General features: G+C 38.3%; 12 protein-coding genes. 7 read left to right on the forward strand and 5 right to left on the reverse strand.

All coding sequences use genetic code 11. The annotated features are described in order from the left end of the window. Positions 1 to 199: 199 nt before the first annotated feature. A complete protein-coding gene (gene purL, locus ND2E_RS13555) occupies positions 200 to 4,171 on the forward strand; it encodes a phosphoribosylformylglycinamidine synthase (protein ID WP_395858409.1) in 3,972 nt (1,323 codons plus the stop codon). A 239-nt stretch (positions 4,172 to 4,410) separates the two neighbouring features. Continuing rightward, positions 4,411 to 5,085, forward strand: a complete 675-nt coding sequence (locus tag ND2E_RS13550) for a nitroreductase family protein (RefSeq protein WP_033093315.1) — start codon at positions 4,411 to 4,413, stop codon at positions 5,083 to 5,085. A 71-nt stretch (positions 5,086 to 5,156) separates the two neighbouring features. Here the strand turns inward: ND2E_RS13550 and ND2E_RS13545 are convergent, their stop codons facing one another. Together ND2E_RS13545 and ND2E_RS13540 are read right to left on the reverse strand one after the other, a co-directional pair. Continuing rightward, positions 5,157 to 5,372 (reverse strand): hypothetical protein, encoded by a 216-nt coding sequence (locus ND2E_RS13545; RefSeq protein WP_033093316.1) that lies wholly within the window; start codon positions 5,370 to 5,372, stop codon positions 5,157 to 5,159. A 54-nt stretch (positions 5,373 to 5,426) separates the two neighbouring features. Then, positions 5,427 to 5,765 (reverse strand): ribonuclease E inhibitor RraB, encoded by a 339-nt coding sequence (locus ND2E_RS13540; protein ID WP_033093317.1) that lies wholly within the window; start codon positions 5,763 to 5,765, stop codon positions 5,427 to 5,429. Positions 5,766 to 5,879: 114 nt separating this feature from the next. Between ND2E_RS13540 and ND2E_RS13535 the strand changes: the two genes are divergently transcribed. Then, positions 5,880 to 6,815, forward strand: a complete 936-nt coding sequence (locus ND2E_RS13535; protein WP_033093318.1) for an RluA family pseudouridine synthase — start codon at positions 5,880 to 5,882, stop codon at positions 6,813 to 6,815. A 60-nt stretch (positions 6,816 to 6,875) separates the two neighbouring features. Here the strand turns inward: ND2E_RS13535 and dapA are convergent, their stop codons facing one another. Together dapA and ND2E_RS13525 are read right to left on the reverse strand one after the other, a co-directional pair. Then, positions 6,876 to 7,796, reverse strand: a complete 921-nt coding sequence (gene dapA / locus ND2E_RS13530; RefSeq protein ID WP_033093319.1) for a 4-hydroxy-tetrahydrodipicolinate synthase — start codon at positions 7,794 to 7,796, stop codon at positions 6,876 to 6,878. A 228-nt stretch (positions 7,797 to 8,024) separates the two neighbouring features. Beyond that, complete coding sequence (locus ND2E_RS13525) at positions 8,025 to 8,414, reverse strand: hypothetical protein (RefSeq protein WP_081962004.1); 390 nt, start codon at positions 8,412 to 8,414, stop codon at positions 8,025 to 8,027. A 397-nt stretch (positions 8,415 to 8,811) separates the two neighbouring features. Here ND2E_RS13525 and ND2E_RS13520 point away from each other — a divergent pair, with 397 nt between their 5' ends. From ND2E_RS13520 to ND2E_RS13505, 4 genes are all read left to right on the forward strand, one after another. After that, positions 8,812 to 10,122 carry a CinA family nicotinamide mononucleotide deamidase-related protein gene (locus ND2E_RS13520; RefSeq protein WP_033093321.1) on the forward strand — a complete coding sequence of 437 codons (1,311 nt, stop codon included), beginning with the start codon at positions 8,812 to 8,814 and terminating at the stop codon, positions 10,120 to 10,122. A 145-nt stretch (positions 10,123 to 10,267) separates the two neighbouring features. Continuing rightward, positions 10,268 to 10,594 carry a hypothetical protein gene (locus ND2E_RS13515; protein WP_033093322.1) on the forward strand — a complete coding sequence of 109 codons (327 nt, stop codon included), beginning with the start codon at positions 10,268 to 10,270 and terminating at the stop codon, positions 10,592 to 10,594. A 100-nt stretch (positions 10,595 to 10,694) separates the two neighbouring features. After that, the gene (locus tag ND2E_RS13510) at positions 10,695 to 12,383 is read left to right on the forward strand and encodes a FapA family protein (RefSeq protein ID WP_033093323.1); all 1,689 of its coding nucleotides are present in this window, start codon (positions 10,695 to 10,697) and stop codon (positions 12,381 to 12,383) included. After that, positions 12,383 to 13,189, forward strand: coding sequence for a YggN family protein (locus tag ND2E_RS13505; RefSeq protein WP_033093324.1), 807 nt, complete (start codon positions 12,383 to 12,385; stop codon positions 13,187 to 13,189). Before ND2E_RS13510 ends, ND2E_RS13505 begins: the two co-directional genes overlap by 1 nt. Positions 13,190 to 13,333: 144 nt before the next feature. On the opposite strand, the gene ND2E_RS13500 is transcribed toward ND2E_RS13505, so the two are convergent. After that, positions 13,334 to 14,995: an electron transfer flavoprotein-ubiquinone oxidoreductase gene (locus ND2E_RS13500; RefSeq protein WP_033093325.1), complete on the reverse strand. Its 1,662-nt coding sequence runs from the start codon at positions 14,993 to 14,995 to the stop codon at positions 13,334 to 13,336. Positions 14,996 to 15,163: the final 168 nt, after the last annotated feature.

Raw genomic sequence — 15,163 nt, forward strand, 5'->3', positions numbered from 1 at the left:
CCTTGATTGTGTCGTGTATTGCCCTATTAGCCAAGCATTTTTTACCTGACACTAGTGTTAAGTTATTACTTGACTTTTTCCATTAACAAAGGACTAATTTTCAACTATAATACGCGCGAAATTTTCGGTTAGCATTTACGATGCAAATAAAGCATATAAAGGCCAATCAAAACCTTACATAAAACTTGGTGAATACCCTATGACGATGTTGATTAAAAACCTTCGTGGCGCTCCAGCACTTTCTGACTTTAGAGTTAAAAAACTATTAGCTCAATGTGAACAATTACAACTGCCAGTAGATGATATTTATGCTGAATTTGCCCATTTCGCTCAACTTAATGAAGAATTAAGCTCAAGCGAAGAGAATGTTTTACAGCAATTACTTACTTATGGTCCAACAATTGAAGAACATCAACCGTCTGGTTTGTTCTTATTAGTGACTCCTCGTCCAGGCACTATTTCTCCTTGGTCATCGAAATCTACCGATATAGCGCACAACTGTGGTTTAGCGAAAGTTGTGCGTTTAGAGCGCGGTATTGCTTATTATGTAACCTTACAAAGCGGTGCACAATTAAGCGAAAATCAAGAAGTACAATTAAACGCTTTATTACACGATCGCATGATGGAAAGTGTTTTTAATGACTTCGCTCAAGCAAGTGATTTATTTGCCAGCAGCGAACCGGGTGAATTAACCGCTATTGATATCGAGTCAGGCGGTAAAGCAGCACTAGTTAACGCTAACGTAGAGTTAGGTCTAGCCTTAGCTGAAGATGAGGTGAATTATTTATTTGAAAACTTCACTAAACTAGGTCGTAACCCTCACGATATTGAACTTTATATGTTTGCCCAAGCAAACTCTGAACATTGTCGTCATAAAATATTCAACGCGGCTTGGACTATTGACGGTGTTGAACAAGAAAAATCCTTGTTTAAAATGATCCGCAATACCCATGAAGTTAACCCTGATTTCGTACTAAGCGCTTATAAAGATAACGCGGCAGTAATGGTAGGTAATAAAGGCGGTCGTTTCTTCCCTAATCCTGAAACCAATGTTTATGGTTATAACCATGAAGATATTCAAATCTTGATGAAAGTTGAAACACATAACCACCCTACCGCTATTTCTCCATACCCTGGTGCTGCAACAGGCTCTGGTGGTGAAATTCGTGATGAAGGCGCTACTGGTATCGGCTCAAAACCTAAAGCAGGTTTAGTCGGTTTTTCTGTATCTAACTTACGTATTCCTGAGTTTGTACAACCTTGGGAAACAGATTTTGGTAAACCAAGCCGAATCGTCAATGCGTTTGACATTATGATGGAAGGTCCATTAGGTGGTGCTGCCTTTAACAATGAATTTGGTCGCCCAGCTATCTTAGGTTACTTCCGTACGTACGAAGAAGAAGTTAACTCCTTTAACGGTAAAGAAGTACGTGGTTACCACAAGCCAATTATGCTTGCTGGTGGTTTAGGTAACATTCGTGATGAACATGTGCAAAAACGTGAAATTGTTGCTGGTGCTAACCTAATCGCTTTAGGTGGTCCAGCAATGAACATTGGTTTAGGTGGCGGTGCTGCTTCATCAATGGCTTCAGGTCAATCAGCTGAAAGCTTAGACTTTGCTTCTGTACAACGTGAAAATCCAGAAATGGAGCGTCGTTGTCAAGAAGTTATCGATAAGTGTTGGCAGCTAGGTGAAGAAAACCCTATCGCTTTCATCCATGATGTTGGTGCTGGCGGTTTATCTAATGCTTTCCCTGAATTAGTATCTGATGGTGGCCGTGGTGGTGTATTTGAACTGCGTAAAGTGCCAAATGACGAGCGTAGTATGGCGCCTCATGAAATCTGGTGTAACGAATCTCAAGAGCGTTATGTAATTGCAGTATCAGACAAAAACTTAGCGACCTTTGAACAAATATGTGCTCGTGAACGCGCCCCCTATGCTGTTGTAGGTCGTGCGACTGAAGAAGAGCATTTAACCGTTACTGATGAACATTTTGCTAACGATGAAAAACTCAATACCCCTATCGATTTACCACTTGACGTATTATTAGGTAAAACACCTAAGATTTATAAAGACGTTAAAACAGCAACTGCTGAAGGTGATTCGTTAGACTTAAACACTGTGACATTGAGCGACGCTGCTGACAGAATCCTTAGTTTGCCAACGGTTGCTGAAAAAACCTTCTTAATCACTATTGGTGATCGAAGCGTAACCGGTATGGTTAATCGTGACCAAATGGTTGGTCCTTGGCAGGTACCTGTTGCTGACTGTGGTGTAACTGCTTCTGCACTTGATTCTTACCATGGTGAAGCAATGTCATTAGGTGAGCGTACGCCGGTTGCCTTATTAAACTTTGGCGCTTCTGCTCGTTTAGCCGTTGCTGAATCACTAACAAACATTGCTGGTACTGATATTGGTGATTTGAACCGTATCAAACTTTCTGCTAACTGGATGTCTCCTGCTGGTCACCCAGGGGAAGACGCAGGTCTTTATGAAGCAGTTAAAGCTATTGGTGAAGAGCTTTGTCCAGCACTTGGTTTAACCATTCCTGTGGGCAAAGACTCGATGTCGATGAAGACCAAATGGAACGAGAACGGAACAGAAAAGTCTGTTACCTCTCCAATGTCTTTAGTTATTACCGCTTTTGGCGCTGTTGAAGATATTCGTAAAACAGTGACTCCTGAGCTTCGTACTGATAAAGGCGATACACGCCTTGTTGCAATTGACTTATCTAAAGGTAAAAAACGCTTAGGTGGTTCATGTTTAGCGCAAGTTTACAAACAACTGGGGAATGAAACACCTGATGTTGACAGTGCAGAAACGTTAAAAGGTTTCTTCAATGCGATGCAAACCCTTGTACGTCAAGAAAAATTAATTGCTTACCACGATATTTCAGACGGTGGTTTATTCACTACGGTTACTGAAATGGCTTTTGCTGGTCATACTGGTGTTGATATTGACATCAGCAAGTTATCAAATGGTGCAAACGATGATTTAGCAACATTATTCAATGAAGAACTTGGCGGCGTAATTCAAATTCGCGAATCAGATGTTGATGCTATTCACGCTGTTTTAGCTAAGCACGGTATTTTAGATTATTGTACTGACATTGGTCGTTTAAACAACGAAGATACTATTCGCTTTAGCCGTGATGGTGACGTTGTACTAGAAAACTCTCGTACATACTACCGTACGGTATGGGCACAAACAACTTACAAAATGCAGTCACTTCGCGATAACCCAGAATGTGCACAACAAGAGCACGATGTTAAGTTCGATACTGAAGATCCAGGTTTAAATACTGAGCTTACTTTTGATATTAACGAAGATATTGTTAGCGATCTAATTGTTAAAGATGCACAAGCTTCTATTAACGGTACTGCTAACGGCATCACTAACCCACGCGTAGCTATTTTACGTGAGCAAGGTGTTAACTCACATGTCGAGATGGCAGCAGCGTTTGATAGAGCCGGCTTTGTTGCAGTTGATGTTCATATGTCAGACATTTTATCTGGTCGTACTGACTTAGCTGATTTTAACGGCTTAGTTGCTTGTGGTGGTTTCTCTTACGGTGATGTATTAGGTGCTGGCGAAGGTTGGGCAAAATCAATTTTATTCAACGCCAACGCACGAGAGATGTTCAAAACATTCTTTGAACGTGAAACAACTTTCACCTTAGGTGTGTGTAACGGTTGTCAAATGTTGTCTAACTTAAAAGACATCATTCCTGGTGCACAGCACTGGCCTCATTTTGTACAAAACAAATCAGAACGTTTTGAAGCGCGTTTCTCATTAGTTGAAATTCAAGAAAGTCCTTCAGTATTGTTTAAAGGTATGGAAGGTTCACGTATGCCTATCGCTGTTTCGCACGGTGAAGGTCATGCAGAATTTAGCTCTGATGAAGCAATTGATGCAGCTAATAATTCCGGCACAGTGTCAATGCGTTATATCAACAACTACGGTGACGTGACTGAAACTTACCCTGCTAACCCTAACGGCTCAGTAGATGGTATTACTTCACTAACAACAACTGATGGTCGTGTAACCATAATGATGCCACATCCTGAACGTGTATTTAGAACCGTTGCTAACTCTTGGCATCCAGATAGCTGGGGTGAAGATTCACCTTGGGTGCGCATGTTCCGTAACGCGCGTGCTTTCATTGGGTAAAGAGTTAGGTTGATCTTTTTGCTATTAAGCCCAAATCATTTGTCAAAAGTACTCACTGACATTCGTCAGCTCCGTGCTTTTTCCTTTGATTTGGACTGAGTAGCTGCAAGATAAACAATAAAATAGAACCGGTAAATTTCTATGAAGAGATTTTCCGGTTTTTTATTGCCTTTTTTTTATTGTTAAAATATTGTAACAACTAGAAGAGATAACCACTAAAAATAAAGGCCATCTTACTTATGCAACAACATGACTGCTCTCCCCTTTCAGATTTCATTGAATACCCAGAAAATGAAATGTTAAGCCGATCGAAAAATTTCTATGATTTAGTGAAACGCCGTCATTCTATTCGAAGCTTCAGTGATAGAGCAGTTGATAAACAAGTCATCGAGAACTGCTTAAAGGCAGCGGGTACAGCACCCAGTGGCGCGAATCATCAGCCTTGGCACTTTGTTGCGATTAGCTCGAGTGATATTAAAAAACAAATTAGAGAGCAGGCAGAGTTTCATGAACGTGGTTTTTATGAAGGTCGAGCAGGAGAAGAATGGTTAGCGGCTTTAAAAGATCTAGGTACAGATGCTGATAAACCTTATTTAGAGCATGCACCTTGGTTGATTGCTATATTTAGTCAGAAAAAAGGTGGGATTACAGAGGCTGATAAAAACACTAATTATTATGTGCATGAATCAGTTGGCATCGCTACCGGAATATTGATTACCGCACTGCATAATGCAGGTTTAGCAACGTTAACGCATACACCAAAGCCAATGTCTTTTTTAAATAAGGTTTGTCAACGCGGTGATAATGAACGAGCTTATATGTTACTTATTGCAGGCTATCCTGCCAATGATGCTACCATACCGGCTCATGCACAAGTAAAAAAAGACTTAGCCGATATCGCTAACTTTTTGTAAACGCCTGTACCTAGATGTACATCGCTCATTCCAATATGAACATCAGTTACCAATGCTCAGATTGAAATGGGTTAAGCAAAGTCCAATGCTATATCGGTACAACCTTTAACGCAGCGGATGCCGGTCAGTGCACTTTGCTCTGGCGTATGGAGCGTTAATGGTTGCTGACAGGTTTTGCACAGTACTGTTTTGCCAAGCATAATTTGTTTAACTAATTTCTGCTGCTCAAAAAAAGAAGCTTTACTGGCTTTTTGTAAAGCCGCAAACTGTTTAATATCTATGTTCATACATGTCCTGAACTAAAACTAATTACTGTAATTATATTGCTAATTTATCGCAAGTTACCCTACAAAATAAAAGCCGTCAAAGTGCCCTTTTAACGACGCCGAGCTCGACACTAGTAATTCTTGGTAACTCAAAATATTTTCATAACTTGCTGGCATAAGAGGATACGCGGTTATTTCCCAAGGTAACTCTTGGTTTGCTTCATAGGGAGTAAAAGACAGTTTTTGATTATTTTCTAATAGTAATTGACCAAATTTTAGCGCTAACTCTTGGCTCGGGAAAAGCACCGAAAACTCTATCTCACGAGCAGTTGTTAGGTCATTACCTTTTTGCTGCATTTCCCATAACGTATTACCAATTTCATCTTGAGGAAAAAGTATTAAATCTCGCGTCATTGTTGACTCACCTTTAGTTTTATAGGAATTATTAGTACTAATCGTTTATTTTAGCTTTGCTAAGTTAATAAACCTAGTAAAATAACGACAAAGCCTTCGTTATCACTTTTAAATATGCCAATAACCCAAACACTTTCAAATCTTAAAGATGGAAAAACAACAAAAAAACATCAACCGTTTGAATGGCATATTACTGTCACGAATAAAATGGCCACTGATGAAAGCTCTGCTAGTACAATTTCCATATTAGAGAAGTACAGCATGGATCAGGACATTCATCTTTCCAAGTCTGAATTGAAACAGGCGATAAGCAAAGGTGCATTATGGTTGACTCCTGCGAAAAATAAAAAACAAACACAGCGACTACGTCGCGTTAAAAAAAAGTTACTTACCGGTGATGAACTTCACTTTTATTTTAATAGTGAAGTACTTTCCACCGCTGTACCGCAAGCAATACTAATTGAAGATTTAGTCGATTACAGTGTTTGGTATAAACCTTATGGTATGTTATCTCAGGGTTCTAAATGGAGCGACCATTGCACCATTGCACGCTTCGCGCAACAAAACTTACCTAATGAACGCCCTGCTTTTATTGTCCATCGATTAGATAGAGCTGCGACTGGATTGATATTAATAGCACATAGTAAAAAAGCTGCGTGTGCATTATCTAACATGTTTGAGTTTCACCAACTTGAAAAACATTATCAAATAATAGTTCATGGTGATCACCGTAGAAGATCTCAACCAGATGTCATTGATAGTGACGTTGATGGTAAAAAAGCACGAAGTACTTTTAGTTGTTTGACCTATGATGAAATTTCAAAACGATCACTGATTAAAGTCAAAATAGACAGTGGAAGAAAACATCAAATTCGTATACATGCTGCAAGTATTGGTATGCCAGTTGTTGGAGATAGGTTGTATGGCGTTGCTGATAAAGGTGAGCAATGTGATTTACAATTATGTGCGGTACGTTTACGCTTTGTCTGTCCACTGACCCAAGAAGAACGGTTCTTTGAATTGCCAGAAACATTAAAGCCCCAGTTATGACTGAGGCTTTAAATTTATAGCAGAGCTATATAGCTTAACTAATTTACGATTACATTCTGATTAAATACAGTAGTTAAAATCGCTATCTTCAAGTAATGACAAGCCATCACCTACTAAATCTTTTGTCTCTATCGCTTTTAACAATTCAAAACCAACCTCACGCTGTTCTTTAGTAAGTGCGATATAAGGTAAGCGGAAATTGTTTGGCACAGCATCGGTCATTATCATAGCGGTGTTAATGGCGATAGGATTAGGCTCACAAAATAACCATTTCATTAATCCCTGCAGATTATCATTAAGCTTAGCCGATTCTTCTACATTATCTTTATCCATTAATTGACGCATAAAACCAGGAATGATGTTAGAAGCAACAGAAATAACACCATGAGAGCCATGTACATGACGGCCAACATAACTTTCATCGTCATTGCCTGACCAACAAGCAATACCTTGTTTTTCATAATAGGCAATACGATCGTTGCCAGAACATTCCTTCACACCAATAAAGTTTTTATGAGTTGATAATGGCTCAATAATTTCAGGCGTTAAATCCTGCCCTGTTCTACCCGGCACGTTATAAATAAAAGCAGGACCAATATCAAGAACACGTTTAAAGTGTTCAGTAACACCCTTATTTGAAGTACGGCCGTAATAAGGATTGATCTGTAGAGCAGCATCCATACCAATAGCAAAACCATTTTCAGTCGCTTTTATAGCTTCACGAGTGTTATTACTACCAGTATTACCAACAATAATTAACTTATCACTAAAGTTATTTACACAATGAGCAATTAGCATTAAGTGCTCTTCCCAGCTAAGTAAATGTCCTTCACCAGTCGTGCCACCAACAATTATGCCATCTACACCAGCAGAAATTTGTTGTTCTATCAAGAAATCATACGTTTTTAAACAAACCTCTCCTTTATCCGTATAAGGAGTTTTTATTGCGGTCATTAAACTTGCTGCTTTTAATCGTTTCATTAACTATCTCTAATTCTTTTATTTAACTTCAATTAAGGGTATACCAAACCGCCTAATTTATTGCTCTACTTAGTGCGTTAGCAGCGAACTTTGAACAAGAAAAATGTAATAAATATAGTAATTCTATATTTTACTCATTATGTAATGTTATCAGTTTGTTAATCAGCTCACTAAGTGCTCAATAATTGGCAACTATTGGTAAAAATCAGTAAATTCTTGCCAATCATTCTAGCAATGACCGGGGTTATCAACAACCCGTCTCATGATATATTCATCATTCGTCAACCTATGCTTATAATGGAATATTTGGTGGTCTAGCGATAATACCTTATACGCTTGATAATTATCATCATTATTTAAGTCTGCGGCATAAAGTTCGTCCCCAATCAGTTCATTTTTAGTCAATGTAAAATGAATGTCTGCCACCAGACCCCAATCACCCAATTCGGTAATCTCTTCAATAATATCTCCCTTTTCATCAAGTGTGATGAAGGTAAACTCAAAACTACCATCGCTACTAAGTTGAGCATATTCAACGGTTTCATTGCCATGTTCATCAACATCATTTCGATACCAGCGGCCAAAAAGTAATGTTCTGGGATAATTCTTTTTACTCACTATGTCTTTTCCTATTATTTTGCGATGTGGAATTATAAGTTTAAGTTATTACTTAAGCGTCTAAAAACTGCAAACCTTATCAACAACAATATGGCTATGTTAATGAAAGAGTGGACCTGTAATAAGTTAATCTATTGTCATAAAAGTAACGCTGTATTATTTTGTAGTCAACTTAGCTTTAGGCGCTTATTAGCAAAGAAAAAGAACCGAATTAATAAGATGTTACATTTCTATGTTTCAATTCTTTTTATTGGTCCTAGCTAGCCAAGGGTCGTTATACCTTGCAAAATAAAATGTTCCAGGAGATTTTATCTTGACTGAGACAGAGAAAGTAGATGTAACTTTAGGTAAAAAGGTATAAATTTGTCAGCAATGAAACCATTTAGGAAAATGAACTATGTCAGCACCCAAAGTGCAGTTATTATTAACAGGGAATGAGTTGATGACAGGCGATATTGTTGACAGTAACTCAGCAATGATGGCACAAACACTCAAAGACATTGGACTTGGGATTAAACGTAAGGTCACAGTAGCTGACGATTTAACTTTGCTTGTTAGTGAAATAACTCACATGACAAATTCCAGTGATATATTAATTATCAATGGTGGTTTAGGACCAACTATCGATGATTTAACAGCACAAGCTTTAGCACTGGCCGTTGGAGTAGAATTAACCCAACACCCGCAAGCACTTTCTCATTTAAGCAATTGGTGTCAACAAAGAGGAGTTGAGTTAAACGACCCGAATTTGAAACAAGCAATATTACCGAAAGGCTGCCAAATAATAGCAAACAAAAACGGTAGTGCTGTTGGTTTTTCTCTTCGATACAACAACTGTGATATTTACTGCACGCCTGGTGTTCCCCATGAACTAAAGACAATGCTAAGAGAAGAGATAATACCAAGAATCTCTGAAGATTTACCTGCTAAATTAATCACTGACGTTACCCGCTTACAGGTTTTTGGTCTTGGCGAGTCAAGCTTGCAAAAGATAATTAATGAACAGTTTCCTCAATGGCCAAACGCTGTTGATTTAGGCTTTCGTGCTGGTATGCCGCTACTTGAAGTTAAGCTTACAACAGGTACTCAACAGGGCTTAGCATTGAAGAAAGAATGGCAAGAAAAACTAAGCTATGTTCTCGGAGATCATTTGATCGCTGAAATTAACGAAAGACCCAAATCCCTTGCTGAGCACCTGCTTAATCAATTGCATCAGCATAATTTAACAGTCACTACAGCAGAGTCTTGCACCGGCGGCCTGATCGCCAGTCAGTTAACCGAGATAAGCGGTTCATCTATGAATTTTGAAGCGGGCTTTGTCACCTACAGCAATGCAATGAAAACAGCTATGCTTGATGTCCCTGCTCATCTCTTTGAGCAATATGGCGCGGTAAGTGAAGAGGTGGTCATTGCTATGGCAAAAGGCTCATTAATTAAATCTAATGCCGATCTTAGTATCGCAGTATCAGGAATCGCCGGCCCTGATGGCGGAACGAATGAAAAACCGGTAGGCACGGTATGGTTTGCTTGGGGTAGCCTAAATGACATAAAAACTCAGTGTTTATTGCTACCTTATAAGAGAGTAAAGTTTCAACAATTTGTCGCGGCCATTGGCTTGGACTTACTTCGCCGTTATCAACAAAAGGTTACAACGATCCCAAACTATATAACAGAACGATCTTTCGACCGTGCAGTGAAGTATCAATAAGAATAGACAGAAAATTAACCAAATGATGAACTAGAATAATGTATCAGCGGATTGTAGCCTGCTTTGTCATTGCTTAGTTTAGTAAAAATTTATATATTAAGACTAATAATAACTAGAAATTATAAATTAATTTCAGGAGCCAATTTTGATAGAGAGAAATTTTATAACCAGTGGTCGAAATACCGTTATTCACAAAGTAAAGAAATTCGATTTACTTATTATCAATGGTGAAAAACCCGTTATCATTATTAGCCATCGCGGTATCGGCATTTATAAAGGGGAAATCCCCGCGAAACGCTCTATTGCTAAAAAGGCTTATCAAGATATTGTTGATATTTCATCTGCTGAGTTATTTGGTGAAGAAAAAACACTTTTATTTGTTCAAGCCCTCGATGGTATTGAATATAAAATAGATTACTCAAAAGAGGATACAAGCAGCTTTATTAAAATTCATCAAAACCATTATATGTAACAAAGTCCGTATATTACATACCTGTATTAACTCTATAAAAGAACAGCACCTAACCGTTATTTGGCTCAGCAGTATATAACGGTGTAGGGGAGCCAGCGCAATGACCAAAGCCAGTTTAATCTGTAATAAAAAAAATAATATAGATTTAGTTTTAGAGCCTATCAAGGGTGGTGACACCATATCTACCTTGAGCATTAAAGAGCTAATTGAGGCATCAGAATATACAAGTCTTCGTATTAGCAACAGTAATATAAAAAATGCTGTTGCTGAATTAACCGATGTTTTAAAACCTCTACAGGACAAGAAAATCGGCAGAACAATTCGCTATCAAGTGCTTGAACGTATTGATGCGAAAATCAGTATCACAATAGAATCTGATGAAATGGGAGCTACTGCTGAGATTACTAGCGCTCAAGGCGGTAAACACCTGTCTGCCAAAGCAATCCTAAATGCAGCCCAAGAAGCTGGTGTCAAAAAAGGCTTTAGTAAAGAGCATTTAATTCAACTTGCGCAACTTGCCGCTAAACAAGTACCTAATAGCCAAGTTGAAATGCAAATTGCATCAGGGAAAATTGCAGTTAATGGCAAAGATGCATTAATAAAGCCCTTAGTAGAAAGTGCACAAGCTAGGATACTGAAGCCTAAAAAACGAGAAGACGGTAGCGTCGACATGAGAGATTTAGGCGATATCATCTGTGTCAACGTAGGAGATCCTATTGCACAAAAGGTCCCCTTAACTCAAGGGAAACAAGGTTATACGGTGACAGCAACCCTACTCCCCCCTGAACCAGGCAATGATGTTGAACTCGTCGCCGGCGAAGGAACGAATATAAGTACCAAAAACACAAACATACTTGTGTCTGAAAAAGTTGGTTTACCTAAACTCATTAATAATGGTATGGAAGTTGATGAAGTTTATAAAATCAAAAATGTTACCGTTGCCACAGGGAATATCAACTTCACTGGCAGTGTCATTGTGGATGGCGATGTTACTGAAGGTATGAGAGTGACCGCTTCAGGTGATATAACCGTTGGTGGTTTTGTTGAGTCAGCAACTCTAGAAGCAGGTGGTGATATCACTATTTCTGGTGGTCTTATCGGCCGAAAACATGATATTGAAAAAAAACATATTACCAATGTAACAATGAGTGTAAATATTAGCGCAAAGGGCAATATTTATGCAAAATATGGCCAATATGCTCAAATTACCTGTCATCAAGATGTCCATATTGAAAATCAATTGCTGCACAGCAGTTTAGATATAAGTGGCCGACTATGGATAGGAAAAAGTGAACACGCGAATGGCAAACTGATTGGAGGCTACACTAAAGCAGGCACCTCAGTACACGCAGGAATAATTGGTGCAACAGCGGGTAGTAATACTATCATTAACTTTGAGCATAAAATGCTTTCATTTAAGCACGAGATTCAGCAATTAGAAGAACGCCTAAATGTCATGTCTGAGAAAAACAATGAATTGAAAGCAGCGATCAATAAATTAAAAAAATTGCCTAAAGAGAAAGCAAAACCTGAATTATTAGCCAAAATTGTACCTACCTATCAATTTCATGCAAATCAAATGGGTGAATTACTCAATGAAAAGCTAGCACTTGAAGAAAACCTACAAGAATACATGACGAGTATTTACATTGAGGCAACCGAGAAGCTTTACCATGGTGTAGAGTTAATTGTTGGCGACTATAATGATAGATCGCGTCGTGAATATGGTCCAAGTAAAATGTTCTACCGAGATAGAAAAATACTCATTGATCCAATAGTGAATACATAATGACTACAGCTAAAAAGCCTCTACTTAAATCAGGTTTATTTATTCTAGCACTTACGCCATTGTGCCAGCAGGCATACGCTCAACAATGTTCTATTAACCTTAATTATGGGGTCATTATTGACCCTAAACACATCCGGATTGTCGAAAAATCGAAAACTCAAGTTCAAATAAATAATGCCGAGCAACTTTTTATTCGTGGCAGAGAAATTCAATTATCTAACGAGCAGCGACAATTACTGAGCAGCTTTAGTACCGGTATTCGCCAGCAAGTACCTGAAATTGTATCCATTGCTATCGAAGGCGTAGACATTGGATTGAAAGCAGTTAATGAAGTCGTTGCTGGCTTAACAGGTGAAAACAGTGCTTCACAACAAAAAGTACAAGCTAAATTTGAAGAGCTTAAATGGCGCATACGGGCACGTTTTAATCAAAGTGCTAATAATTATTACATCGCGCCACAAGACTTGAATAACTTAGATGAAATATTTACCGGGGAATTTGAACAAGAAATTGAAGCAATGATTTCAACATCTATCGGTTCAATATTAGAAGCAGTTGGCCAATCAATTTTAGCCAATGAGAATAACAGTGAATATGGCGGCGAAACCCGTATAACCACCTTTGATGAAAGACTAACAACACTTAGCAAAGATTTAGAGTCAGAAGTGGCAGAAAGAGCAAAAGCCTTAGATAAGAAAGCAGCACTTTTTTGTCAACAGTTAACCTATTTAGATGAACTAGAAACGCAACTTCACCAGTCTATACCAGCACTCAAAAATTATAACCTGATAGAATCTTCAAACTAAGCCCTTTACTATATTAACCTCTCCATAGCTTCAGTTAACCTAGTTACTTCTTAAAAGACATATTTTAAGCCAGCAATTAAAAACCCCAAAAACTGCGCAAAGCATTTGGGGTTTTAAAAGTAATATCAAATTAAATAACTTACCTTACATATTCGGGTAGTTTGGCCCACCCGTTCCCTCAGGCGTTACCCAAGTAATGTTTTGGCTTGGATCTTTGATATCACACGTTTTACAATGAATACAGTTTTGAGAATTAATGACAAACTTGTCACCTTCTTCCGTTTTTTCAACCTCATACACACCAGCAGGGCAGTACAGCTGTGCCGGCTCATTGTATTTAGATAAGTTAACCTTAATTGGAATATCTGCATCTTTTAGTTTTAAATGACACGGTTGTTCTTCTTCATGGTTAGTATTTGATAAAAACACAGAAGAAAGTTTATCAAAACTTAATTTGTTATCAGGCTTAGCATAATTAATCACTGGCATGTCTGCTGCCAGCTTTAATTGCTCATGATCTACGCTATCATCTTTAAAGTTAAACGGTAATTTACCACCAAAAAAGTTTTGGTCTAACGTATTATAAACACCCCCTAACATGGTACCAAACTTATGCATAGCTGGGCCAAAATTACGGGTATTGAATAACTCTTCGTATAACCAAGAGTCTTTATATAATTGTGTAAATTGTGTTAAGTCTTGCTTACCTTCCTCTGCGATGGCGTCATTTATAATTAAAGCTTGAGCAATGGCTTCAGAGGCAATCATGCCTGACTTCATTGCAGTGTGATTACCCTTAATTTTCGCAAAGTTAATGGTACCAGCATCACAACCTACCAATAAAGCACCTGGCATAGTCATTTTGGGTAACGAATTAAAGCCACCTTTTGCCATAGCTCGAGCACCATAGGAAACACGTTTGCCACCTTCTAGGTACTGGCTGATCTTAGGGTGATGTTTGTAGCGCTGAAACTCATCGAAAGGACTTAAATGCGGATTGCTATAATTTAAATCGATAATTAGACCAACGAAAACTTGATTGTTTTCTGCATGGTATAGGTAACCACCACCATTCGTTTTTTTATCTAATGGCCAACCTGCGGTATGAACAACTAGGCCTGGCTGATGTTTTGCAGGGTCAATATCCCAAATTTCTTTAAAACCTAAACCATAATGTTGGGGAGAGCTTTGCTCATCAAGGTTGAATTTTTCGATTAATTCTTTGCCTAAATGACCTCGACAGCCCTCAGCAAAAACCGTGTATTTAGCACGAAGTTCCATACCCGGCATAAATGAATCTTTTTCATTACCCTCAGCATCTAAGCCCATATCGCCTGTAATAACACCACCGACACTGCCATCGTCATTATAGATAATACTTTGCGCTGGAAATCCAGGAAAAATTTCAACTCCTAATTGTTCTGCTTGTTCAGCTAACCAACGACAAATATTACCCATGCTTACAATATAATTATCTTCATTGTGCATCGTTTTAGGCACAGCAAAATTAGGTAATTTGATACCTGAATTTTCATTATTCAATAGATAAATATCATCGCCTGTTACTTTAGTCGTTAATGGCGCATTTCGCTCTTGCCAATCAGGAAATAACTCATTTAAAGATCTTGGTTCAAACACAGCACCAGAAAGAATATGGGCTCCTACTTCTGATCCTTTCTCAACAACACAAACCATTAATTCTTGCTGTTTTTCTTGAGCTAGTTGCATCAACCTACAAGCCGTTGATAAACCTGCAGGGCCGGCGCCAACAATAACTACGTCAAACTCCATTGATTCGCGTTCCATAAGATCTCCCAGTATTATTATATATATAGATTTAAAAAATCGTAGTAAGTTTAAAACATGCGTTTGATATTCAAACAAGTGTTTGATAGTATCTTATAACAGATGCCCAAGCAAGACACTGTTATAAGCATTTCTTTAGATTGTATCTTAGTTTAAAAGTTTTCACCA

The organism is Colwellia psychrerythraea (assembly GCF_000764225.1).
In the GTDB taxonomy this organism is placed as follows: Bacteria; Pseudomonadota; Gammaproteobacteria; order Enterobacterales; family Alteromonadaceae; genus Colwellia; species Colwellia psychrerythraea_D.

Excerpts from the sequence above, each read along its gene's own strand:
- purL (WP_395858409.1), top strand. The coding sequence starts at position 200 with ATGACGATGTTGATTAAAAACCTTCGTGGCGCTCCAGCACTTTCTGAC.
- ND2E_RS13550 (WP_033093315.1), top strand. The coding sequence starts at position 4,411 with ATGCAACAACATGACTGCTCTCCCCTTTCAGATTTCATTGAATACCCA.
- ND2E_RS13545 (WP_033093316.1), bottom strand. The coding sequence starts at position 5,372 with ATGAACATAGATATTAAACAGTTTGCGGCTTTACAAAAAGCCAGTAAA.
- ND2E_RS13540 (WP_033093317.1), bottom strand. The coding sequence starts at position 5,765 with ATGACGCGAGATTTAATACTTTTTCCTCAAGATGAAATTGGTAATACG.
- ND2E_RS13535 (WP_033093318.1), top strand. The coding sequence starts at position 5,880 with ATGCCAATAACCCAAACACTTTCAAATCTTAAAGATGGAAAAACAACA.
- dapA (WP_033093319.1), bottom strand. The coding sequence starts at position 7,796 with ATGAAACGATTAAAAGCAGCAAGTTTAATGACCGCAATAAAAACTCCT.
- ND2E_RS13520 (WP_033093321.1), top strand. The coding sequence starts at position 8,812 with ATGTCAGCACCCAAAGTGCAGTTATTATTAACAGGGAATGAGTTGATG.
- ND2E_RS13510 (WP_033093323.1), top strand. The coding sequence starts at position 10,695 with ATGACCAAAGCCAGTTTAATCTGTAATAAAAAAAATAATATAGATTTA.
- ND2E_RS13505 (WP_033093324.1), top strand. The coding sequence starts at position 12,383 with ATGACTACAGCTAAAAAGCCTCTACTTAAATCAGGTTTATTTATTCTA.
- ND2E_RS13500 (WP_033093325.1), bottom strand. The coding sequence starts at position 14,995 with ATGGAACGCGAATCAATGGAGTTTGACGTAGTTATTGTTGGCGCCGGC.